The sequence below is a fragment of the Nitrospirillum goiasense genome, from assembly GCF_034427435.1.
In the GTDB taxonomy this organism is placed as follows: domain Bacteria; phylum Pseudomonadota; class Alphaproteobacteria; order Azospirillales; family Azospirillaceae; genus Nitrospirillum.
Genome location: NZ_JAXQNP010000003.1, coordinates 519320 through 540470, shown reverse-complemented (window position 1 = coordinate 540470; position 21151 = coordinate 519320). Strand labels below are relative to the sequence as shown.

The following is a 21151-nucleotide window of genomic DNA, read 5'->3' as shown; positions in this document are numbered from 1 at the left end:
CAAGGTTTCTCAAGGGTTTGCGGGCTGGTCCCGGGCTTGCGAAGGGCACGCTGGTGCGCGCGCCATTGCGCCACCCGTGGGGGCGGCTGGCCGGGGGGCAGTTCCAGGCCGGCCCCACCCAGGTCCATGGCCAAACCGGGGAGAACCTTCCGTGAGTTCCATATCTTCCGTGGGGTCGTCCCAGGCGTCTTACGGCGCTTGGAAGGCCCAACAGGCGTCATCGGCATCGGGCGCCGACGACACCTCGTCCACCAGTTCCACGTCTTCCGCCGCCACGCTGCTCGGCGCCGGCGGCACCACGGTCAGCGGCACCAGCAATCCCTTCGGCTTGCAGTTAAGCGGTGATCTGCTGTCGGCCCTTCAGGGTGTCACTCCCGCCCAGGGGACGACGGCCGATTCCACCACCACCGATCCGACCGCCACCGACCCGACCATTGATCCGGTCACCGGGCAGCCTATCGATCCCGCCACCGGCTTGCCGATAACGTCAGGGTCGCAGACGGCGGCGGATGGCACGCAGGCCGCCTCTGGGACGGGCGCGCAAGGGGATGCGACGGAAGCGTCCCAGGGGACGGGAAAAGCCCATCATGGCGGCCACCATGGCCATCACGGCGGCATGAAGATGGACGAAGGCTCGTCCGACGTCCAGACCGCCTCCACCAGCGCCAGCGGCACGGACACCGCCGCGGGCGCCGACGCCACCGGCACCAGCGCCGATGGCAGCGGCACCTCGGCCAGCGATGCGCTGAGCACCTTGCTGAGCAGCACGACACCGGTTAGCGGTTCCTCGGCCGCCTTCTTCGCCCAGCTTCAGAGTTCTCTCATGGCCGCCTAGAGTGCGATCGCTTCAGATGGACTCATCTGAAGCGTGAGTCGCACGAGGGAGCAGAAGCTTAGAGTTTCCCTGACGCTTCAACGAAAGTCAGAAAAACTCCAAGGCGCGCAGGGGCGGACACAGCCATCCGGAAAAAGCCATCCACAAGGGATGGCATTCCATTCAGCGATATCGCGCGGCGGCGCATGAAACCATGCGCGCCCGCGTGCCCCGTTCGGGTCTGGACGCTCAGCCCAGGTTGACGATCTTGACCTTGCGGTTTTCCATGGCCAAGGCCAGCTTGCCATGCTTCAGCGCCAGGGCCTGGCTGCCGAACAGGTCGAAGCGCCAGCCGGACATGGCCGGCACCTTGGCATGGTCGTCGGCGGCGATGGCCTCCAGGTCGGCGGCATTGGCCACTAGGCGGCTCGCCACATCCTCGTCGTCGCACACCAGCTTCAGCAGCACGCGCAGCAGCTCCACCGTCGGCGCGATGCCGGCCGGCAGCTCGGCGCGCGGTTCGGCGCGGGGCAGGGCGCTGTCGGGCAGGCTGCGCGCCTTCTCGATGGCCGCAAGGATCTCGGTGCCGTAACGACCCGCTGCCATGCTGGGTCCCAGGCCGCGCGTGCGGGCCAGGTCATCCACCGTGCTGGGGGTGTGGGCGGCGATCTCCATCAGGGTTTCGTCACGCACCACGCGGTTGCGCGGGATGTCCTTGCGCTGGGCCTCGCGCTCACGCCAGGCGCACAGCTCCTTCAGCACGGCGATGAAGCGCGGCTTGTCGGTGCGTGGCTTCAGCCGGCGCCAGGACTCGTCCGGGTCCTGGCGATAGGTCTCCGGGCTGGTCAGGATGGCCATCTCATCGGCCAGCCAGTCCTCGCGGCCCGTCTTGTCCAGGCGGCGGCGGATCTTCTCATACGCCGGGCGCAGGTGGGTCACGTCCGACAGCGCGTAGGTCAGCTGCCGGTCGGTCAGCGGCCGGTTGGACCAATCGGTGAAGCGGCTGGACTTGTCGATGCGGGCGTTGGTCAGCTTGGTGATCAGCGTCTCATAGCCCACGCTGTCGCCGAAGCCGCAGACCATGGCCGCGACCTGGGTGTCGAACAGGGGGGCGGGCACGGCACCGGTCAGGTTGAAGAAAATCTCCAAATCCTGGCGGGCGGCGTGGAAGACCTTCAGCACGGCGGGATTGGCCAGCAGCGCGAACAGCGGCGACAGGTCAATTCCATCGGCCAGCGGGTCGATGGCGGCGGCCTCGTCGGGGCCGGCCACCTGCACCAGGCAGAGCTGCGGGTAGTAGGTCTTCTCCCGCATGAATTCGGTATCGACGGTGACGTAGGCGGCGGTGGCCAGTCGGTCACAGAAGGCGGAGAGGTCGGCGGTCGTAGTGATCAGCGTCATGGGGTTCTTCACATACTATAGCTGAGCGCGCGTGCATAGGGCCTCAAGGCGCGGCCGTGATGGAAAACCCGCATCGCCCCGCACGCGAAACCGCCCGGCCGTCTTGACAATCCGCCCCCGTCCGGCCCTAGTGTCCGCCGGTCCGTCAGTCCCGCGTTTTCGCGGGCCGGCGGCGCTATTGCCCAACCCGCACTCGTCAAGGTCCGGCCCCATGCATCCCTATCGTTCCCACACCTGCGGCGCCCTGCGCCTGGAAGACGCCGGCAAGACCGTCCGCCTCTCCGGCTGGATCCACCGCAAGCGTGACCACGGCCAACTGCTGTTCGTCGACCTGCGCGACAATTACGGCCTGACCCAGTGCGTGATCGATATCGACAATCCCGGCTTCAAGGTGCTGGAATCCGCCCGCCTGGAGTCGGTCATCACCGTGACCGGCCGCGTGGTGGCCCGCACGGCCGACACCATCAACGACAAGCTGCCCACCGGCCATATCGAGGTGAAGGCGGATGAGATCGTGGTGCAGAGCTTGGCCGACCAGCTGCCCCTGCAGGTGAACTCCGACCAGGACGCGGGCGAGGACATCCGCCTGCGTTACCGCTTCCTGGACCTGCGGCGCACCAAAATGCACCGCAACATCCACCTGCGCTCCAACGTCATCGCCTCGGCCCGCCGCCGCATGATCGAGGCCGGCTTCACCGAGTTCCAGACCCCCATCCTGACCTCGTCCTCACCCGAGGGTGCCCGCGACTTCCTGGTCCCGGCGCGCAACCACCCGGGCAAGTTCTATGCCCTGCCGCAGGCGCCGCAGCAGTTCAAGCAATTGCTGATGGTGGCGGGCTTCGACCGCTATTTCCAGATCGCCCCCTGCTTCCGTGACGAGGACAGCCGCGCCGACCGTAGCCCAGGCGAGTTCTACCAGCTCGACTTCGAGATGAGCTACGTGACGCAGGACGACGTGTTCGCCGCCATCGAACCCGTCATCCACGGCATCTTCACCGAGTTCCGTGACTTCACCGGCGTCGCCAAGACCGTCAGCCCTTATCCGTTCCCGCGCATCCCCTATGCCGAGAGCATGCTGAAGTACGGCAACGACAAGCCGGACCTGCGCAACCCGCTGGTGATCACCGATGTGTCGGCCGTGTTCCGCCGCGACGACGTGGAGTTCAAGGCCTTCCGCGGCGTGTTGGACAAGGGCGGCGTGGTCCGCTGTGTCAAGGCGCCGGCCGTGGGCGACAAGCCCCGCAGCTTCTTCGACAAGCTGAACGATTGGGCCCGTGGCCTGGGCGCCCCCGGCCTGGGCTACATCCTGTTCGAGAACGGCGCCGGCAAGGGCCCCATCGCCAAGTTCGTGCCCGAGGCGGCGCAGGTCGTGCTGCGTGAGTTGACCGGTGCGGTGGACGGCGACGCCGTGTTCTTCGTCTGCGACCTGGAAGGCCCCGCCGCCAAGCTGGCCGGCCAGGCCCGCACCCGCATCGGCGAGGAACTAGACCTGATCGAGAAGGACGCCTTCCGCTTCTGCTGGATCGTCGACTTCCCGATGTACGAGAAGGATGAGGAGACGGGGAAGATCGACTTCTCCCACAACCCCTTCTCCATGCCGCAGGGCGGCCTGGAGGCCCTGACCAGCATGAACCCGCTGGACATCAAGGCCTTCCAGTACGACATCGTCTGCAACGGCATCGAGCTGTCCTCGGGCGCCATCCGCAACCACAAGCCCGAGATCATGTACAAGGCGTTCGAGATCGCCGGCTACTCCGCCGAGGATCTCGAGACCCGCTTCGGCGGCATGCTGTCGGCCTTCAAGCTGGGCGCCCCGCCGCATGGTGGTTCCGCGCCTGGCATCGACCGCATCGTCATGCTGCTGGCCGATGAGCCCAACATCCGCGAGGTCATCGTCTTCCCGCTGAACCAGCGCGCCGAAGACCTGTTGATGCAGGCCCCCAACGCCGTCGACACCGCGCGGCTGAAGGAACTGCACATCAAACTCGACCTGCCCAAGCCCAAGATCACCACCGAGGCCAAGGAAGGCTGAGGCTCAGGCTCTCAGGGTTGAAGTGAAGCGGGCGGCGTTCGAAAGGGCGCCGCCCGCTCTGTTTCAGGGTGGGGCTACTGCCAGTCTTCCAGGCGCAGCCCCGGCACCCTTTGGAATTCCCGGGTGTTGTGCGTGACCAGGGTCAGGTCACGCGCTAGCGCCTGGCCTGCAATCAGAACATCATAGGGGCCGATGGGCGTGCCGGCGGTGGCCAGGTGCGCCCGGATAAGGCCCGCCTGACGGGCATCCTCCCGGTCGAGGTCCAGGACAGGGAAGCGCAGGGCCTCGACACGGGCCATGTTCTCCGCCGCGCGCTGGCTCTTGGCGGCGCCGAAGTATAGTTCGTGGGCGACGATGGCGGGCAGGCCGAAATCTTCCGGTCGGTGCTGCCGCATGCGGTCCAGGAAAGTGGTGTGGCCTTTCATCACCGCGATGACGGCGTTGGTATCCAGCAGGAACTTCACTCGAAGAAGTCCAGGGCTGGGCGCTCCTGCTCGGTCGGGCGCTCCGTCGCGACCTTGGCGAAATCTTCATCCACCGGCCCGACGACCTCCGCCAACCAGTCCCAGCCGTCGGCGATGGGTTCCAGGATCACGGCGTTGCCATGGCGACGAATCCGCACCTGTTCGCCCTCGAACCGGAAGTCCTTGGGCAGGCGCACGGCCTGTGAGCGGCCGGACCAGAAGAGTTTGGCGGTTTCCAAAGGGAACTCCGTTGGTATCCACCAAAAATATATACCGCGATGACGTGAGGGGCAAGGCTCACCCATGTCTGCCCCTTGCACGTACACCCTCCCTCAGGGAGGGCCAATCACAGGAACGTGACGGGGATACGGATGGGGTTGCCCTCCAACTGGGCGCGGATGCCGTTCTCGCCAAAGGAAATCGTCGCGCAGACGACGTCGCGGGGCGTCAGCCCGAAATCATGGGCGACGGAGAACAGGCAGTAATACGACAAATCGTAGCCCACGCCCGTTTCCGGCGCCTTGAAGCTGTCGGCGCACACCAGGAAGCCGCTGCCGATCTCCTTGCCGGAGCGTTCCTCGGAAAACAGGATCCAGCAGGGCGTGTCCTGGGTCGGCATGTTTTCCAGCGTGAATCCCAGGTCGATGATCAGGCCGCCGCCGGAGACATCCGCCTGCGCATAGCCGACGCTGATGCTGGCGCTTCTGCCGATCCGGCCCTGGTGTCTTTTGATGGCGTCGATGGTCGCGTTCATAATCGTTTTCCTTCTGGTCGCGGCCTAGGGAGCCGCCAACGTGCCGGTTGCGGGGCGAAGCAGATTCCGGGCCACAAGATTTTCCAAGGAATCGTAAGGCTTTGCCGGTCAGCCCGTCTGTCTCCGCCAGTGTCCGACAGGGCGGACACGTCGGACATGCCCCGCCCGCGCTGCGGATGCTTGGTCAGTGGCGGACCGTGCAAAACACTCAACGCGGCAGGGGGACAACTCCAAACAACTCCACACGCCGGCCCCTTAGGGTGGGCGCGTCCATGGGTGCGGTGCGGTAGGAATTCCGCGCCGCACCATCGTGGCCGTGACAATGGCGGGGGTGGATGATGGTGGTTCATAGGCGCGCGTACAGTGCCGCGCAGATTTACGCCCATTGGGCCGGCGCCGCGCTGGTGATGGCGCTGTTCGCGACCGCGTGGGGGCGCGAGGGGGTCGAGGATGCCGCCTTGCGCCGCCTGCTGTTGGATTGGCACCGGCTGGTCGGCCTCGTCCTCATGGCGGTGTCCCTGGCCCGCTTGGCCCTGCGCTTGACCCGTGCGGCCCCGCCGCCGCCGCCGGGGATGCCGGTCTGGCAGCGCCGCTTGGCGGGCTTGGTCCATGGGGGCCTCTACGCCCTGCTGTTCCTGCAACCCGCCAGCGGCTGGCTGCTGGCGTCGGCCCGGGGCCGGGCGCTGGATCTGTTCGGCTGGCTGCCGCTGCCCACCCTCATGGCCAAGGATGCCGAGCGGGCGGAATGGCTGGGCCTCGCGCACGCCTCCCTATCCTGGGCCTTGCTGGCGCTGGTCGCCCTGCATGTCGGCGCCGCGCTGGCCCATGCCGTGGTCCTGAAGGACGGCACCATGGACCGCATGCGTCCCCCGGGGCGTGGCTTTGCCCGCCCGGCCACCATCCCCGAATCCTGACCAGCCGAGGTTGCCCCATGGTCTCCTTCCCCAAAGCGCGCGGGCACGGTGGGTGCCGCGCCCCTATCGTGTTCGTGTTCGCCGCCCTGCTGCTGGGTGTCCTGGCCGCCACGCCCGCCCGCGCCGTACCGTCCTTCTCCGACCAGACGGGCGAGGCGTGCAGCGCCTGCCATGTCGGCGCCTTCGGCCCGCAACTGACGGCGCACGGCCGCGCGTTCAAGCTGACGGGCTATGCCGATGGCCAGGCGCCGCGCCAATTCCCCATGGTGTCCGGCATGGCGGAGGTGTCGCTCACCCACACGGCGCAGGGCCAGGACGGCGGGGCTGCTTCAGGCTTCGGGCCCAACAACAATGGGGCGGTGGATCAGGTCAGCGTCTTCGTCGCCGGCCGCATCTATGATCACCTGGGCGTCTTCTCGCAAACCACCTGGGATGGCGTCGGCCACCATATCGCCTGGGACAACACCGACCTCCGCTACGGGCGTGAGGCCACCCTGGCGGGGCTGGAGAGCATCCTGGGCCTGTCGGTGAACAACAGCCCGACCGTCTCGGACCCCTATAACACCACCCCGGCCTGGGGCTTCCCCTATGCCGCGGCCAAGTTGGCGCCCCATCCGGCGGCGGCCACCCTGATCGAGGGCGGTCTGGCGCAACGGGTGGTGGGGATGACCGCCTATGGCCTGTTCGCCGACCTGCTCTATGTCGAGGCGGGCGGCTACCGGGCGCTGGGCGGCGGCCCGCTGAATACCCTGGGGGTGGCGATCGCCGACGGCCCGGTGGTGGACGGCACCGCCCCTTACGCCCGGATGGCGCTGCAACACGAGGATCTGCAGCACTCGGCGGCCCTCGGCGTGTTCGGCCTTTCGGCCCATGTCTTCCCCAACAACGACCGCAGCGCCGGCACCGACCGCTATACGGATGTGGGGTTGGACGCCAGTTACCAATGGCATCCCAACCGCAACCACGTCCTGGGTGCCAACGCCACCGCCATCCTGGAGACACATGACCTGCCGGCCAGCGTGGCCCTGGGCCTGGCCGACGCCGCGTCCGGTCATCTCAACAGCTATCGCCTGAACGCCTATTACACCTTCCAGCAGACCTACGGCCTGACGGCCGGCGTGTTCCGCAGCACAGGCTCGGGCGATGCCGCGCTTTATGGATCGGACCCCCTGACCGGCAGCGCCAACGGCAAGCCGAACTCCAGCGGCTATGTCCTGCAGGCTGACTGGACGCCGTTCGGCAAGACGGACTCCTGGGCGGCCCCCTGGGCCAACCTGCGCCTGGCGCTTCAATACACCGGCTACACCCAGTTCAACGGCGCCAGCCGCAATTACGACGGGAACGGCCGCAACGCGTCGGACAACAACACCCTGTGGCTACTGACATGGCTGGCTTTCTGATGAACCATTTCCCCCTATCCCGGCGCCGGGGCCGCATCCTGGCCGCCCTGGCGCTGCTGGCCGCCGCGTTGCCGGCGGCGGGCCGGGCGGCCGACGCCACCCGCGGCGCCGACCTGTTCGACAACTACTGCGGCGAATGTCACACCACCCGGCCGGGCGGCAGTTCGCGCAGCGCGCCCAACCTGTTCGGGCTGATGGGCCGCCGCACCGGCACGGTCGAGGGCTTCGCCTATTCCGACGCCAACCGCGGGGCGGGCTGGATATGGTCGCCGGAGACGCTGGACACCTACCTGGCGGCACCCAAGACCGCCATGCCGGGCACGGTGATGAAGTTCCAGGGCGTGAAGGACGCCGCCGAGCGGGCGGACATCATCGCCTTCCTGGCCACGTTGCACGCGTGACGGGGCGTGGGTGACGCGGGCGCAGATGCCTCCACCCGTCGGCGTGTCACCCCGCGATGGCGGCCGCGTTATGGATGCGGCCCTTTTCATAAAGCTCATACTCATCCGGGAACAGCTTTTCATAAGCCGATCGCCAGGAGGTGAAGTCGCTGTCCCGTTCGGTGGCGTTGCTATGGGGCGGCGGCAGGCGGGGCTTGCCCAGCGCGGTGGCAAGCGCATCGAGGGAGGCGGCGTAGCGTTCCATGATGCCGACGAACACGAAATGCCGGGCGAAAAGCGTGTCTGGATCGACGGTGCCGGGCGGCAGCGGCATTTGCCAGATGAAGGAGTAGGGGTTGCGGCCCTGGGCCTGCGCCTCGGCCCGGCGATGCAGCCAGGTGTCGAAGCTGGGGTCATCGGTCAGGTCGGGCTCGGGATAGCCGGCGCGCTTGCGCTTGTTCAGGTAGAACCACTGCGACAGGAAGCGGTCGAAGGGATCGCGCAGGAAGGTGATGTGCTGCGTCACCCCGGGATAGTACTGCCAGGCGCCGATGCCCCGCGCCCCGTTGAAATGGCCATGGATGCAGGTTCCCCCGCGCGGTTCATGCCGCGTCGGCGGCTCCGCGCGGTCGCGGTAGTGGAACAGCAGGCTGCCCCCGGGAACCAGGTCGCCAGCACCGCGCGCAGGCTGGAACCACCGGTCTTCGGGATGTGCAGGGAGATCAGCGGCGCGGTGGGATCGTAAGTCTGCATCGGTTGGGGGCGGCATCAGTGGGGCCGGCGCATTGAAGCGCCGGGGAGGGGAGGCCGCAACCGCCAATGCGCCGCCGCGATCAGAACCGATAGCTGGCGTGGACCCGGTAGGTGCGGGGGGTGCCCGGCGTCACCCACAGGCGGGAGTAGGAGGAGGGGTAATAGGTTTCGTCGAACAGGTTGTTGATCTCACCGGAGATCTTCCAGCTCGCCGTCGGGGCGTAGGCGGCGATCAGCCGGGTCAGGGTATAGTCCGGCAGCGTGAAGCCCGTCCCCGTTTCGCCCAGGCGGCTGCCGACATAGTTGACGCCGCCGCCTAGGGTGACCACGCCGTCGCTGCCGACGCTGAAGTCCCGCGTCAGCAGGACGCTGCCGCTGTGCTTGGGAATGTTGATCAGCCGGTCGCCCTTGTGGATGGCCAGGCCGAAGTTGGGGTCCAGGAAGTCCTTGGACACCTCCGCGTCGGTGTAGGCGTAGGAAAACCAGAGCTTGAGTTCCCCCGGCAGGGTGCCGTTGATGTCCACCTCCACGCCCTTGCTCTCCGCCTCGCCGATGGCCAGGGAAAAGCCGGCGTTGACCGGGTCGGCGGTCATGATGTTGCTCTTGGTCATGCTGTACAGCGCCACGGTGCCGCTGAGCTTGCCATCCGGCGTCGACAGCTTGGCGCCGACTTCCCGCGATTCCGTCTCCTCCGGCTTGAAGCCGTTGCCGTGCGCGTCGGTGCCGGTGTTGGGGCGGAAGCCCCGGCCATAGCTGGCGTAGAACGACAGGCCGTCGTCCACCTCATACACCAGGCCGGCCTGGGGGCTGGCGGCGGTGTCGGACAGGGTGGTGCGGCCCCCTGTCAGCCGGTTGAGGATATCCTGCCTGTAGTCGTCGTAGCGGGCCCCGACGCGCAGTTTCCAATGGCGCGTCAGGTCGATCTGGTCCTGGAAATAGACGCCGCCGGAATTGTCGATCTCCAGCGCGTTCATGAAGTTGCCGACGGCCGGCTGCGCGCCATAGACGGGGTTGAAGATATTGATCCCGTTGGGATTGGCCAGGGTGGGGCGGAAGCGCCGCTGCACCTGGTCATAGCTGAACCGGTCCCAATCCGCACCCACCAGCAGGTGATGGGTCAGCACGCTCGTCTCGAAGGTGCCGCTGAGCTCGGTCCGGCCGACCAGGTCGCCGGTCTCATAATCGCGGTAGCGCCGCTGGCGCGACAGGGTCTGGCCGTCGATGTCCAGCGTCTGGCGGGCGGCGGTCAGTTCCGCCTCGCTGGAATAGCCTTTCAGGGCGGTTTCGCGATAGGACAGACCGACCAGCAGGGCCCAGTTCCCGGCGAAATTGTCCTCGAACTGTAGCTGGTGGCTGAGGCCGTCGATGTCCATGGCGCCGTCCCCCGGTTCCCCGAGGAAGCGGGAGGCGGGGATGGTGCCCAGCTGTCCGTTCACGGCCACGACGCCGCGGTCGAACGGCACCTCCTGATGCACGGCCTCCATCTCATAGCTGAGGGTCATCTGGTCGTTCAGCCGCAGGAAGGCCGACGGCGTCGCCGTGTACTTGCTGGTGCGGACCGTGTCGCGGAAGCTGTGGCCGTCCTCATAGGCGCCGTTCAGGCGCAGGGCCAGCGTGTCGGCCACGGGGCCGGTCACGTCCGCCTCCACCCGCCGGTCGGCGTAATTTCCCGCCGTCAGGGTGACGCTGCCCTGTGGGTCGAACTGCGGCTTCTTGGTCAGGATGTTGACGGTGCCGCCCGGCTCCCCCCGGCCGAACAGGGCGGAGTTCGGACCCTTCAGGATTTCGATGTGGTCGATGTTGGAGGCGTCGCGCGGGCCGCCGAAGCCCCGGCTGGCGTTGAAGCCGTTGACCAGATAGCCGCTGGGGAAATTCTCATCGCCCGCGAAGCCGCGGACGGCGTAGCTGTCCCACATGCCGCCGAAATTGTTTTGCCGCGCCAGCCCCGCCGCCATGTCCAGGGCGGTGTCCAGCCGCGTCGCGCCGATATCCGCCAGCAGTTCGCTGGAAATGACCTGCAGACTCTGCGGCATGGACCGCAGCGGCACGTCACCGCGATAGGGCTGCTTCTGCGCGGTGATCGTGATGTCGTCAAGGCCGTCGCCGGCCCCGCCCTCATCGCCGGCGGCATACGCCGCCGGGGCCAACATCAGGCACGCCGCCGCGGCGGCGCCCAGGAACCGTGAACCGTACAAGCCACTCATGATGCCCGGCCCCGCGCGCCGCCTCGCCCCAAAATCTCCCCGGCCGGTGGCCGGGGAGGGCACTGCTTACCACCGATAGCTTACATTCGCCTTCACGTCCCGCCCCGGGCCGTACCAGCACCAGATGCTACTGTAGCAGGACGAAATATACCGGCGGTCCAGCAGGTTGCTGGCGTCGACGTTCAGGGTCAGGCCGTCCAACTGCGGGGCCAGGTGCTTGAAGTCGTAGCTGCCCATGAGGTCGAACAGCGTGGCGCCGGGAATGGTCAGGCTGCCGCTGCCGGCCACCCCGTTGAAGCCGCGGCCGATGTAGCGCACGCCGCCGCCGAAGCCCAGGCCGGCCAGCGGCCCCTCCTGCATCACATAGTTGGCGTAACCGTTGGCGGTGGTCTGGGGCACGGCGTAGGGCCGCGTGCCTTCCAGCCCCGAATTGTCTTTGGTCACCTGGTTGTCGATGTAGGTGTAGCTGGCATGCACGGTCAGCCCGGTGATGGGATGGGCTGACCCTTCCAGCTCCACGCCGCGTGACCGCACCTCGCCCGCCGCGATGGAGGCGGTGGGGAAGCTGGGGTCGGTGGTGGCGACGTTGGTCTCGCGCAGCTCATACAGGCTGGCGGTCAGCAGGGCGTCCCACACCTTGGGCTGGTACTTCACGCCCACCTCGACCTGCTTGCCCTCGGTGGGGGCCAGCACGTTGCCGTTCCGGTCCACGGTGGTCTGCGGCAGGAAGGAGGTGGCGTAAGAGACATAGGGCGCCACGCCATTGTCGAACAGGTAGAGCAGACCGGCGCGGCCGGTGAACTTGCTGTCGTCCGTCGAGGTGGTGCCGTTGCTGAGATGGTCCAGCTGGCTGATGTCCAGCCAGTCGTTGCGGCCGCTCAGCACCAGGCGGAAGCCGCCGTACGAGATCTGGTCCTGGGCGTAGACGCCCGTCTGGCTCATGTGCAGGCGCACGTCGAAGCTGGTCGCCGGCAGGGTGAGGGCGGAGCCATAGACGGGATTGAAGACGTCGATGTCGGCGACGCTGCCACCGAAGCCCGCCGCCTCCGTCTGCACGGTGTTCTGGAAGTCGACGCCGAAGATCAAGTTGTGGGTCAGGGCGCCGGTGCGCACCACGCCCGTCACGTTGTTGTCCAGCGTGACGTTGTTCAGTTCTTCCTTGGCCACGGCCAGGGCGCGGGCCAGCTTGGTCTCGTTGGCGTCGGTGAAGTAACCGGCGTTGTAGACGCTGTTGTACAGCGTGGTCAGGTGCATGTAGCGGGTGTTCTGATGCACCGCCCAGTCATCGTCGAACTTGTGGGTGAACAGCGACGTGACCATGTTTTCGGTGCGGTTGAACCGCTCGAAATCCGGCTCCCCATCATAAAAGTCGCGCGGGATCTGGCCGTTGGGGTTGGACAACAGCGAGCCCTGGACCGGCACCGCGCCATAGCCGCCGCTCTTGGGGTCCTGCTGGTGGACGTACAGCACGGTCCAGCTGGTCTTGTCGTCGGGGCGGTAGGTCAGGCTGGGGCTGACGCCGAAGCGCTGGGACTCGGTGTGGCTGATCTGGGTGTCGGACCGGTCGTTCACGCCCACCAGGCGATAGCTCAGCACGCCATTGGCGTCCAGGGTGCCGCCGATGTCCGCCGTCTCGCGCACGGTGCCGTAGCTGCCGGCGGTCACGCTGACCTCGCCGAAGGTCTGGCCGGTGGGCAGTTTGCTGCTCAGGGCGGCGATGCCGCCCGGGTTGGCGTTGCCGTACAGCACGGAGGCGGGGCCCTTCACCACCTCGATCCGCTCCAGGAACGCCAGGTCGATCTGCGGGATGGCATAGCCGTTGACCGAGCTGATGAGGTGCAGGCCGTCCAGGTACTGGTCGGCGTTGAAGCCGCGCACCGTCATCAGGTCATAGCGGCCGGCGGTGTTGCCCCGCGTGTCGGTGGCCACACCGGCGGTATAGTTCAGGGCGTCGTTCAGGTTGTCAGCCACGCGCAGGTTCAGCTCATCCCGGGTGATCACGCTGACCGACTGCGGCGTCTCCACCAGCGGGGCGGCGGCTTTCAGGGCGCTGGCCGCGTCGGTGGGGGAGCGCTCGCCCATCACCAGCACGTCGCTTAACGGGGCGGCGGAATCCGCCGCGTCATCGGCCCAGGCGGGGCCGGCGGCCAGGGTGATCGCCGACACGGTGCAGGCCAGCAGGGCCATGGGGGTGAGGGCCAAGCGGGAGGAGGCCAAGCGGGAGGGGGCCAGAGGGGACGCGAACTGCCGAACGTTGGACATGGAGAGGCTCCAGCAACTGATAATTATTATCACTTTGGGCGATGGTTAAGGTGGCTTGGATGTGAATGCAAGTGACTTTCACTCCGGCATGGCAGCCCTCCCCCGGGCGTATGGCCCGTGGATGCGCCCCGGCGCCCTGGGGATGGGGAGCGGCGTTCTGTTACAAGGAATTAACGAAATGCCCCGCCGCACCTGGGTGGTTTTGGGCTATTTAGGGAACAGTCCATTTCCGGCGCGCTCCCGTCGCGCCGGTCAGCCCAAGAAGGAAGACGGCACCCATGACGCGCTTCACCCGCACGCTCGCGGCCCTGGCCCTGACGACGGCCCTTTCCTCCAGCCTGCCCGCCTTCGCGGCCGGAATGGGGGCCGCTGACGCCCCAGCCGCAGCGGCGGCGGGGGGACGGTGTCGGTGCCGCCGCTGGCGTTCACGGAGCGCACGCTGGCCAACGGCCTGAAGGTCATCGCCCTGCCGGACACGTCCACGCCCACCGTGTCGGTGCAGGTGTGGTACAGCGTGGGGTCCAAGGACGATCCCAAGGGGCGCAGCGGCTTCGCCCATCTCTTCGAACACATGATGTTCAAGAGCACGCGCGACATGGCGGCGGAACAGTTCGACCGCCTGACGGAGGATGTGGGCGGCTACAACAACGCCTCCACCAACGCCGATTACACCGATTACTTCGAAACCGTGCCCGCCAATCACCTGGAGCGCATCCTGTGGGCGGAGGCGGAGCGCATGGGCTCCCTCGTCGTGGACGAGGAGAACTTCAAGTCCGAGCGCGACGTGGTGAAGGAGGAACTGCGCCAGCGGGTGCTAGCCCAGCCCTACGGCAAGCTGTTCTACCTCATGTTCCCGCAGGTCAGCTACAAGGTGCACCCTTACGGCCGCCCCGGAATCGGCAGCATCGAGGATTTGGATGCCGCCACGCTGAAGGATGTGCAGGCCTTCCACGCCACCTATTACCGGCCGGACAACGCCACCCTGGTGGTGGTGGGCAACTTCAAGCCGGAGGAGCTGAACGCCTGGGTCGACAAGTATTTCGGGCCCCTGACCCATCCGGCCGCCGCCATTCCCCGCGTGACGGCGGTGGAGCCGGCGCGGACGGCGCCGCAGACCCTGACGGTGACCGAGGCCAATGCCCCCCTGCCGGCGGTGCTGCTGAGCTATCCTTTCCCCAAGGCGACGGACAAGGACCTGCCGGCGCTGATCGTGCTGGACAGCATCCTGGGCCATGGCGACAGCAGCCGCCTCAACCAGTCCCTGGTCTATGAGAAGCAGGTGGCCAGCCAGGTCTTCACCTTCCAGGAGGTGAACCAGCAGCCGGGCGCCTACGCCATCGGCGCCATCCTGGCCGGCGGCGCCACGGCCGAGGCGGGCGAGAAGGCGCTGCTGGAGGAACTGGCCAAGGTGTCCAAGGACGGCGTGACGGCGGCCGAGCTGGCCGCCGCCCGCAACCAGTTGGTGACCGACGAGTTGCAGGAGCGGGAGACGGCCAACGGCCGCGCCAGCCTGCTGGCCCGCGCCGCCGTCATCTTCGGCGATCCCAAGCGCGCGGACAGCCTGTTGGCCGACATCCAGGCGGTGACGGCCGACGATGTGAAGCGGGTGGCCGCCACCTGGCTGAAGCCCGAGACCAAGATTTCCGTGCGCTATGTCCCGGCCGCCGAGGGCGCCAAGGGGGCCCAGGCAACGGACACGGTGACGACCTCCCCCGCCATTGATGCCGCACCCCTGGTGGTGCCGGCCGACCTGAAGGTGGTGCAGCCGGCGCCGGCCGACCAGCGCCAGGCGCCGCCGGCGCCCGGCCCGGCTGTCGAGGCTGCCTTGCCGCAGCCGGTGGAAAAGCGCCTGGCCAACGGCCTGCGCGTCATCGTGGCGCCCACCCACGGCGTACCCCTGATCCAGGCCAGCTTGCGCATCGGCGGCGGCGGGGCGGTGGACCCGTCGCGCCTGCCCGGCACGGCCGCCATGACGGCCAACGTCCTGACCAAGGGCACCAAGACCCGCACCGCGCCGGAGATCGCCCGGGATGTCGAGGCGCTGGGCGGCAGCCTGGCCGCCGCCGCCGGCTGGGACGGCTCGGAACTGTCGCTGATGGTCAAGGCTGACGTGCTGGACCCGGCCATGGACATCTTCGCCGATGTCGCCCGCAACCCCGCCTTCCAGAAGGAAGAGCTGGAGCGGGAGCGTCACCAGGCGCTGGACGGCCTGTCCGTGACCCTGAAGGACCCGGCGGGCCTGGCCAAGCTGGTGGGGCCGCGCGTGCTGTACGCCGATGCCGCCTACGGCCACCCGCTGGCCGGCACGCCGAGGTCGCTGGCCGCGTTGAAGCCGGTGGACCTGACCGCCTATCACCACACCTGGTGGCGTCCCGATAACGCCACCCTGGTGCTGGCCGGCCCGCTGACGGCGGAGCAGGGCTTCGCCATCGCCGAGAAGCTGTTCGGCGATTGGGCCAAGCCGGCGGCGGCCCTGCCGGCGTTGCCGTCCTCCCCGGCCCAGCCGGCCGGTCGGGCCGTGGTGATCGACCTGCCCAAGTCCGGCCAGGCGGCGGTGCTGGTGCTGCGGCCGGGCCTTGCCCGGTCCGACAAGGACTATTACCCCGCCTCCGTCGCCAACGCCGTGCTGGGCGTGGGCTATTCCTCGCGCCTGAACCAGGAAATCCGCATCAAGCGGGGGCTCAGCTACGGTGCCGGGTCGGCCCTGGACTTCCGCCGCGTGCCGGGGCCGTTCGTCGCCAGCACCCAGACCAAGAACCCCTCCGCCCCCGAGGTCGCGGGCCTGATCATGACGGAGATGGGCAAGCTGGGCACCCAGGCGCCCAGCGAGGCGGAACTGGCCGGCCGTAAGGCCGTGCTGATCGGCAATTTCGGCCGCACCGTGGAAACCACCCACGGCGTGGCCAGCCTGGTCGGCAGCCTGGCGCTGCAGGGCGTCGACCTGGGCGAAATCGGCCGCTACATCGGCCGCATCCAGGCCGTGACCCCGGCCGAGGTGCAGCAGGCCGCCGCCCGCACCCTGTCCCCCAGCCAGAGCAGCCTGGTGGTGGTGGGCGACAGCGCCCAGTTCCTGACCGCGCTGAAGCAGAAGTACCCCAAGGTGGAGGTCATCCCCGCCGCCCAGGTGAACCTGGACAGCGGCAGCCTGAAGGCCGCGCCCAAAAAGGAAGAGGGCAAGGCCAAGGCGTCGGCCCCGTCCCAGCAGCCCTGAGGGCCAGGGCCATGCGGGAGGAGATGCGGCGGCTGACCGCCGCCTTCGCCGGTGACTGGGTGGGCACGGACACGGTGCAGCCCAGTTCCCCGGGCTCCAGCGGAACGGGCCGCATGACCGTGCGCCCCGCCCTGAACGGTCACCATCTTCTGTTGGACTACGTCTTCGACCGGGGGAGGCCGGCGCCTTCGCCGCCCACGGCGTCCTGACCTGGGACCCGGACGTGGCGGTGCACCTACTGTTCTGGTTCGATGACATGGGCTACGTGCCGGCCAACCCGGCGCCGGGCCTGTGGGGACCGGTGGAGGGGGCTGATGAGCTGGGCGCCGAAGGCTACACCTTCATCCGTACGTCCCCGCGTGGCCGCGCACGGCACCGCTATTGGTGGCCCGTGCCCGACCACATGGAAACCGCCATCGACCGTTCGACCGACGGCGGCCTGACCTGGACGCCCTTCCTCAAGGGCACCTACCGGCGGCAGGGGTAGGCGCAAATGAAAAAGGCCCCAGGCTCAGTGAACCTGAGGATCTTTCTCTGACCTACGCCGCCCATTACCTGGAGCGAAGCGACGAGCCCACGACTGTGGGCGCCGGACCTTTCTGGGGAACGCAGTGGACCGGAAAGGGAGGATGGCAAGGCCGCGGATGCGGCCGCCCGCAGGGCATGGGCGGCGTCAAGCCGCCTTCGAGGCCGCCTTGGTCTGGTACATGAGCACGTCGGCCCGGTGCAGCACGTCATCCTCGCGGTCGTCGGCGCCGTAGGCCTGGCAGCCGAAGCTGGCCTTCAGCGGCAGGCGCTGGCTTTGCCAGTCCAAGGCCGCGTGGTGCAGAGTTTCCGACAGGGCCTGGGCGCGCTGCATGCCCTGGTCCGGCGCCACCCGGGTCAGCAACACGGCGAACTCATCCCCGCCCAGGCGGGCGACCACGTCGTGGGCGCGCACATGGTCGGCCAGGGTGCGGGCCACCAGGCGCAGATAGGCGTCGCCGGCCTGATGGCCGTGAATGTCGTTGATGCGCTTGAAGCCGTCCAGGTCCACCATCACCAGCACGCCGCCCCGGCTGCCGCGCCGGGCACCCGCCAGCTCGCGCCGGAAGGCGACCTGGAAGCCGCGCCGGTTCAGCAGGCCGGTCAGCTCATCCGTGGTGCTCAGCGTTTCCAGGTAATCGATGCGGTCCCGCTGCTCGGTGATGATGCGCTCCGCGTCCGCCAGGCGCATGGCCAGCTCCTGCACCAGCAACTGGTTCAGGCTGGCCGCCGCCTCCGGACCGCGTAGCCCCACCGGCATATGGCCCCGGGGCAGGGTCAGATTGACGGCGGGCATCAGGGGCAGGGCGGTGTCCGGCGGGGTCATTGGCGCTACTCCGTTGGGGGCGTCGTGGGTGACGCAAGACGGAGATCGCAAGGGGCATGCCGCTCAATAACCTGTTGATAATGAATGGATTTGCGTTTTGCAACAGGGGCTCCACCGCCCTCGGGGCAGTTTTTGCCGATCCCCTTTCGGCAGAGCCCATCGGCAATGTCTGCCGCCGCCGGCGTCGGGGCGGGCGACGGCCCCCTGGGTGTCGGCCGTATCATCCAGGGACGGGGCGCCCCCCTGTGACGACAAGAATGCTTGGCGAGGGCCCCTTGGACGCGGCATGCTGCGTTCCCTGGCTTTGCCTGTGCCGGACAGCACCCGGAGCAAGTTAGCGCCAGAGCAAGGTAGCGAAAGTGACGAAAAGAATGCGCGCACGTCTGGTGAGCATGGGTTTGGCGTCCTTGGCCGTTCTGGCCTTGCCGGCGGCGGTCGACGCCGCACCCCCGGTGGCGCCGGCGACCACGTCGCCCACCGCTGCGCCATCCGCCCCCCGCCGCCGTCCAGTGGTGGCCCCATGGCCGCCACGGTGATGGCCCTGGGCGCGCAGATGTCGCCGCATCGCGCCGCCTATCGCCTGACCCTGGCCTCCTCGCGGGAAGGCAGCCGGGTGACCGGCGTGGTCGGCGCCATGAACTTCGCCTGGAACGACGTCTGCCGCGGCTGGACGACGGAACAGCGCTTCCAGATCCAATTCCTGTACTCGGAAGCCGACGACCAGGAAATGACCACCAGCTACACCACCTGGGAGGCCAAGGACGGCAGCGTCTATCGCTTCAACGTCCGCAAGCAGACCAGCGGCCAGCCGGATGAGGAGATGAAGGGCGTCGCCACCCTGAACGGTGAGGAGGGCGGCGTCGCCCATTTCGAACGCCCCAAGCCGCTGGACGTGGAACTGGCGCCCGGCACCGTGTTTCCCACCGCGCACACCCTGCTGCTGATCGACCAGGCCCGCCGCGGCGACACGCCCGTCTATGTGCGCCCCGTGTTCGACGGGTCGGAGGCGGAGGAGGCCGGGCCCGTCTCCGCCGTCATCGGCAAGGCCAAGCCCTTGGCCAAGGACGCCATCGTCGTGGCCGCCCTGCACAAGGACAAGGCCTGGCCCGTCCATCTGGCGTTCTTCGCCAATGACGAGCAGCAGGCCCTGCCGGATTACGACACCGCCATGATGCTGATGGACAACGGCATCGTGCAGTCCATGCTGATCGACTACGGCGACTTCAAGGTGCGGGCCGAGCTGGTGGCGCTGGAGCCGCTGCCCAAGCCCGCCTGCTGACGTAGTCCCATCATCAGGTCTTGGATTTGCCCTGCTGGTCGGCCAAGGCGACGCCGGGAACCAGCTGCCGTGGCCCCGCTTGCCCAGGACCGAACGGCCCACTGCCGGGCGGCAGTCGTCCCGGTCCGCCCGGCGGGGGACCGCCCGCGAAGGAGCCATTCGGCGGACCATCCGGCGGCGGCAGTGGCCTGCCGTTCGCATCCTTGGGGATGACACCATTGGGGGCGCCGGGTGGTGGCGGGCCGCCGGGACCGCCGGGGCCGAAGTCGGCCTTGACCTGGCCCTGTCGGTCCACGCCCAGAGTCAGGCTGGCGACGTAGCCGTCCTTTTCCTCCTTCACGGCGGCGTAACAGGCATGATCGCCATCGTCGGACGCGGCGACGGGGTCGGTGGCGTTCACCATGTCCCGCACCTGGCCCCGGTCGCAGTAGGGGCGGACGGTGGTGTACAGGAATTCCGACAGGGCATCGGGAAAGTACATCTGGGCCATCAACACGGTCCTGCTGTCCAGGAAGACCTTGAAGTGCAGGTGGGTGGTACGGCCGGCGTACCAGCCGGGATAAATGGTGCGGAAGCTGACGCCGCCGTCCGCGTCCGCCATCTGGGTGCCGCGCAGGAAGGTCTGGCCGCGCGTGTCCGTTCCGCCCTGGGCGCCTTGGTGGTCATAGCCGGAATAGACCCCCGTGGCGTCGGCGTGCCAGATATCCACCCGCGCGCCGGGTAGGGGCGCGCAATCAGCCCCGTTCAACACCTGGAAACGCACCGTCAACGGCACGCCGGCCTTGCCCTCCCGGATGTCCGACCGCACCAGGCGTGGGTCGATGTAATAGGGCCCCTCGATGGACTGGGGTGTCATGCGGCACAGCGTGCCCATGGGAATTCTGGCAGCGGCGCCGGGGGCTGTCGCGGCGGACGCGGGCACACCGGCCAGGGCGACGCCGGTTCCGGCGGTGGCGAGACGGGTCAGCGCCTGGCGGCGGCTGAGGGATGCGGCGGACATGGGCGACGGGGCCTTCAACAAGTCGGGGGACATCCCCCTCACGCCCCACCCGCGTCCGGTTGTCGCGGACTCTTTCCGTATTAAAACCGCAGGAACAGGCTTTTCAGCCATACCGGGCTGGTCTTGGCCGCCTGGCGCCAGTCGGCGATGTCCTCCTCCGCCCCCCGGCGTAGCCCCAGGGGTTGAAGACCTTCAGGCGCCCGGTGCGATAGGCCGCCGCGTTGGGCGTCACCAGCGTCAGGCCGTGCACCAGCGCGGTGGCGGCCAGCAGGGCGTCGCGGTTGTTGGGCAGGCCCACGCCCGTCCGCCGCAGGGCCACGGCCGCGTCAACGGCCAGGATGCGCCCCTCGAACGCCACCATGACCCGGTCGTCCAGCCAGGCGCGCAGGGCGGCGCCGGTCGCCTTGTCCGCCCGCTCCGCCTTGGCGACCGACTCCGCCAGCTCCATCAGGCTGAGAGCCGACAGGAACAATTGCTGGCGGGGCACATCGGCGGCCCAGGCGCGCACGCCGGCGTCCGGCTTGGCGCCGCGCAGTTCCACCACGACGGGGGTGTCCAGCAGGTACATCAGCCGATGTCCAGGCGTGGGATGTCCATCCGCGGGGTGTCCAACGGGGCGGCCTTGTCCGGGGATAGGTCGTCGGGCAGGGCCAGCAGGTCGACGATGCTCTGCCCATCGCCGGTAAGCCTCAGGAAGGTCTCGAAATTCATCAGGACGTGGGTGGGCTTGCCCCGGTCGGTGATGAACACCGGCTCGCTCAGCGCTGCCCGCTTGGCCCCGCCCACGTCCTGGTTGAAATCCCGGCTGCTCATTGTGGTCACGTTGCTACATTCCTGGCGCTGTGAATGTTGCTACATTCCTACGTTTTTTATTCTTTGACAACATCCAGCACCCGCCCCTAAGCCTGGTATCGCTACCAGATGCAAGGCCG

At 68.1% G+C, this 21151-nt stretch carries 20 protein-coding genes; 9 read left to right on the top strand and 11 right to left on the bottom strand.

All coding sequences use genetic code 11. From position 1 onward, the window contains the following. Positions 1 to 151: 151 nt before the first annotated feature. The gene (locus ULB03_RS16775; RefSeq protein WP_322484272.1) at positions 152 to 835 is read left to right on the top strand and encodes a hypothetical protein; all 684 of its coding nucleotides are present in this window, start codon (positions 152 to 154) and stop codon (positions 833 to 835) included. Between the two features lie 228 nt (positions 836 to 1063). Here the strand turns inward: ULB03_RS16775 and rnd are convergent, their stop codons facing one another. Further along, a complete protein-coding gene (gene rnd / locus ULB03_RS16770) occupies positions 1064 to 2215 on the bottom strand; it encodes a ribonuclease D (RefSeq protein ID WP_322484271.1) in 1152 nt (383 codons plus the stop codon). Positions 2216 to 2426: 211 nt separating this feature from the next. Here rnd and aspS point away from each other — a divergent pair, with 211 nt between their 5' ends. After that, on the top strand, positions 2427 to 4247 hold the full coding sequence (gene aspS, locus ULB03_RS16765; RefSeq protein WP_145732020.1) for an aspartate--tRNA ligase: 1821 nt from the start codon (positions 2427 to 2429) through the stop codon (positions 4245 to 4247). Between the two features lie 74 nt (positions 4248 to 4321). Here aspS and ULB03_RS16760 read toward each other — a convergent pair whose 3' ends face one another. From ULB03_RS16760 to ULB03_RS16750, 3 genes are all read right to left on the bottom strand, one after another. Continuing rightward, entirely contained in the window at positions 4322 to 4711 is a 390-nt protein-coding gene (locus ULB03_RS16760) for a type II toxin-antitoxin system VapC family toxin (RefSeq protein ID WP_322484270.1), read from the bottom strand. Continuing rightward, complete coding sequence (locus ULB03_RS16755) at positions 4708 to 4950, bottom strand: antitoxin (RefSeq protein ID WP_322484269.1); 243 nt, start codon at positions 4948 to 4950, stop codon at positions 4708 to 4710. Before ULB03_RS16755 ends, ULB03_RS16760 begins: the two co-directional genes overlap by 4 nt. Before the next feature lie 107 nt (positions 4951 to 5057). Further along, on the bottom strand, positions 5058 to 5465 hold the full coding sequence (locus ULB03_RS16750; RefSeq protein WP_322484268.1) for a hypothetical protein: 408 nt from the start codon (positions 5463 to 5465) through the stop codon (positions 5058 to 5060). Between the two features lie 335 nt (positions 5466 to 5800). Here ULB03_RS16750 and ULB03_RS16745 point away from each other — a divergent pair, with 335 nt between their 5' ends. The 3 genes from ULB03_RS16745 to ULB03_RS16735 all read left to right on the top strand — a co-directional run bounded on the left by ULB03_RS16745 (position 5801) and on the right by ULB03_RS16735 (position 8180). Further along, positions 5801 to 6379, top strand: a complete 579-nt coding sequence (locus tag ULB03_RS16745) for a cytochrome b (protein ID WP_322484267.1) — start codon at positions 5801 to 5803, stop codon at positions 6377 to 6379. Positions 6380 to 6447: 68 nt separating this feature from the next. Beyond that, positions 6448 to 7779, top strand: a complete 1332-nt coding sequence (locus ULB03_RS16740) for a hypothetical protein (RefSeq protein ID WP_322484266.1) — start codon at positions 6448 to 6450, stop codon at positions 7777 to 7779. Beyond that, on the top strand, positions 7779 to 8180 hold the full coding sequence (locus tag ULB03_RS16735; protein WP_322484265.1) for a c-type cytochrome: 402 nt from the start codon (positions 7779 to 7781) through the stop codon (positions 8178 to 8180). Before ULB03_RS16740 ends, ULB03_RS16735 begins: the two co-directional genes overlap by 1 nt. A 46-nt stretch (positions 8181 to 8226) precedes the next feature. Here the strand turns inward: ULB03_RS16735 and ULB03_RS16730 are convergent, their stop codons facing one another. From ULB03_RS16730 to ULB03_RS16720, 3 genes are all read right to left on the bottom strand, one after another. After that, on the bottom strand, positions 8227 to 8928 hold the full coding sequence (locus ULB03_RS16730; RefSeq protein WP_322484264.1) for a sulfotransferase family protein: 702 nt from the start codon (positions 8926 to 8928) through the stop codon (positions 8227 to 8229). 64 nt (positions 8929 to 8992) lie between these two features. Then, complete coding sequence (locus ULB03_RS16725) at positions 8993 to 11116, bottom strand: TonB-dependent siderophore receptor (protein WP_322484263.1); 2124 nt, start codon at positions 11114 to 11116, stop codon at positions 8993 to 8995. A 66-nt stretch (positions 11117 to 11182) separates the two neighbouring features. Then, entirely contained in the window at positions 11183 to 13378 is a 2196-nt protein-coding gene (locus ULB03_RS16720) for a TonB-dependent siderophore receptor (RefSeq protein WP_322484262.1), read from the bottom strand. Positions 13379 to 13787: 409 nt separating this feature from the next. On the opposite strand from ULB03_RS16720, the gene ULB03_RS16715 reads away from it, so the two are divergent. The 3 genes from ULB03_RS16715 to ULB03_RS16705 are packed head-to-tail and all read left to right on the top strand — an operon-like array spanning position 13788 to position 17076. Continuing rightward, positions 13788 to 16589 carry a M16 family metallopeptidase gene (locus ULB03_RS16715; protein WP_322484261.1) on the top strand — a complete coding sequence of 934 codons (2802 nt, stop codon included), beginning with the start codon at positions 13788 to 13790 and terminating at the stop codon, positions 16587 to 16589. 11 nt (positions 16590 to 16600) lie between these two features. After that, positions 16601 to 16798 (top strand): hypothetical protein, encoded by a 198-nt coding sequence (locus tag ULB03_RS16710; RefSeq protein ID WP_322484260.1) that lies wholly within the window; start codon positions 16601 to 16603, stop codon positions 16796 to 16798. Positions 16799 to 16812: 14 nt separating this feature from the next. Further along, complete coding sequence (locus ULB03_RS16705; RefSeq protein ID WP_322484259.1) at positions 16813 to 17076, top strand: hypothetical protein; 264 nt, start codon at positions 16813 to 16815, stop codon at positions 17074 to 17076. Positions 17077 to 17262: 186 nt separating this feature from the next. Here the strand turns inward: ULB03_RS16705 and ULB03_RS16700 are convergent, their stop codons facing one another. Next, positions 17263 to 17940 carry a GGDEF domain-containing protein gene (locus tag ULB03_RS16700; protein ID WP_322484258.1) on the bottom strand — a complete coding sequence of 226 codons (678 nt, stop codon included), beginning with the start codon at positions 17938 to 17940 and terminating at the stop codon, positions 17263 to 17265. 520 nt (positions 17941 to 18460) lie between these two features. Between ULB03_RS16700 and ULB03_RS16695 the strand changes: the two genes are divergently transcribed. Further along, complete coding sequence (locus ULB03_RS16695; protein ID WP_322484257.1) at positions 18461 to 19219, top strand: cell envelope integrity EipB family protein; 759 nt, start codon at positions 18461 to 18463, stop codon at positions 19217 to 19219. Positions 19220 to 19232: 13 nt separating this feature from the next. Here ULB03_RS16695 and ULB03_RS16690 read toward each other — a convergent pair whose 3' ends face one another. The 3 genes from ULB03_RS16690 to ULB03_RS16680 all read right to left on the bottom strand — a co-directional run bounded on the left by ULB03_RS16690 (position 19233) and on the right by ULB03_RS16680 (position 21032). Next, a complete protein-coding gene (locus ULB03_RS16690; RefSeq protein WP_322484256.1) occupies positions 19233 to 20219 on the bottom strand; it encodes an intradiol ring-cleavage dioxygenase in 987 nt (328 codons plus the stop codon). A gap of 103 nt (positions 20220 to 20322) precedes the next feature. Then, complete coding sequence (locus ULB03_RS16685; protein ID WP_322484255.1) at positions 20323 to 20787, bottom strand: type II toxin-antitoxin system VapC family toxin; 465 nt, start codon at positions 20785 to 20787, stop codon at positions 20323 to 20325. After that, on the bottom strand, positions 20787 to 21032 hold the full coding sequence (locus ULB03_RS16680) for a type II toxin-antitoxin system Phd/YefM family antitoxin (protein ID WP_322485218.1): 246 nt from the start codon (positions 21030 to 21032) through the stop codon (positions 20787 to 20789). The genes ULB03_RS16685 and ULB03_RS16680 overlap by 1 nt, the downstream gene beginning before the upstream one ends. Between the last annotated feature and the right edge of the window lie 119 nt (positions 21033 to 21151).

Coding starts and splice junctions, on each gene's coding strand:
- ULB03_RS16720 (WP_322484262.1), bottom strand. CDS start 13,378: ATGTCCAACGTTCGGCAGTTCGCGTCCCCTCTGGCCCCCTCCCGCTTG.
- ULB03_RS16730 (WP_322484264.1), bottom strand. CDS start 8,928: ATGCCGCCCCCAACCGATGCAGACTTACGATCCCACCGCGCCGCTGAT.
- ULB03_RS16680 (WP_322485218.1), bottom strand. CDS start 21,032: ATGAGCAGCCGGGATTTCAACCAGGACGTGGGCGGGGCCAAGCGGGCA.
- ULB03_RS16695 (WP_322484257.1), top strand. CDS start 18,461: ATGGCCGCCACGGTGATGGCCCTGGGCGCGCAGATGTCGCCGCATCGC.
- ULB03_RS16710 (WP_322484260.1), top strand. CDS start 16,601: ATGCGGGAGGAGATGCGGCGGCTGACCGCCGCCTTCGCCGGTGACTGG.
- ULB03_RS16690 (WP_322484256.1), bottom strand. CDS start 20,219: ATGTCCGCCGCATCCCTCAGCCGCCGCCAGGCGCTGACCCGTCTCGCC.
- ULB03_RS16750 (WP_322484268.1), bottom strand. CDS start 5,465: ATGAACGCGACCATCGACGCCATCAAAAGACACCAGGGCCGGATCGGC.
- ULB03_RS16745 (WP_322484267.1), top strand. CDS start 5,801: ATGATGGTGGTTCATAGGCGCGCGTACAGTGCCGCGCAGATTTACGCC.
- ULB03_RS16725 (WP_322484263.1), bottom strand. CDS start 11,116: ATGAGTGGCTTGTACGGTTCACGGTTCCTGGGCGCCGCCGCGGCGGCG.
- ULB03_RS16735 (WP_322484265.1), top strand. CDS start 7,779: ATGAACCATTTCCCCCTATCCCGGCGCCGGGGCCGCATCCTGGCCGCC.
- aspS (WP_145732020.1), top strand. CDS start 2,427: ATGCATCCCTATCGTTCCCACACCTGCGGCGCCCTGCGCCTGGAAGAC.
- ULB03_RS16685 (WP_322484255.1), bottom strand. CDS start 20,787: ATGTACCTGCTGGACACCCCCGTCGTGGTGGAACTGCGCGGCGCCAAG.
- ULB03_RS16700 (WP_322484258.1), bottom strand. CDS start 17,940: ATGACCCCGCCGGACACCGCCCTGCCCCTGATGCCCGCCGTCAATCTG.
- rnd (WP_322484271.1), bottom strand. CDS start 2,215: ATGACGCTGATCACTACGACCGCCGACCTCTCCGCCTTCTGTGACCGA.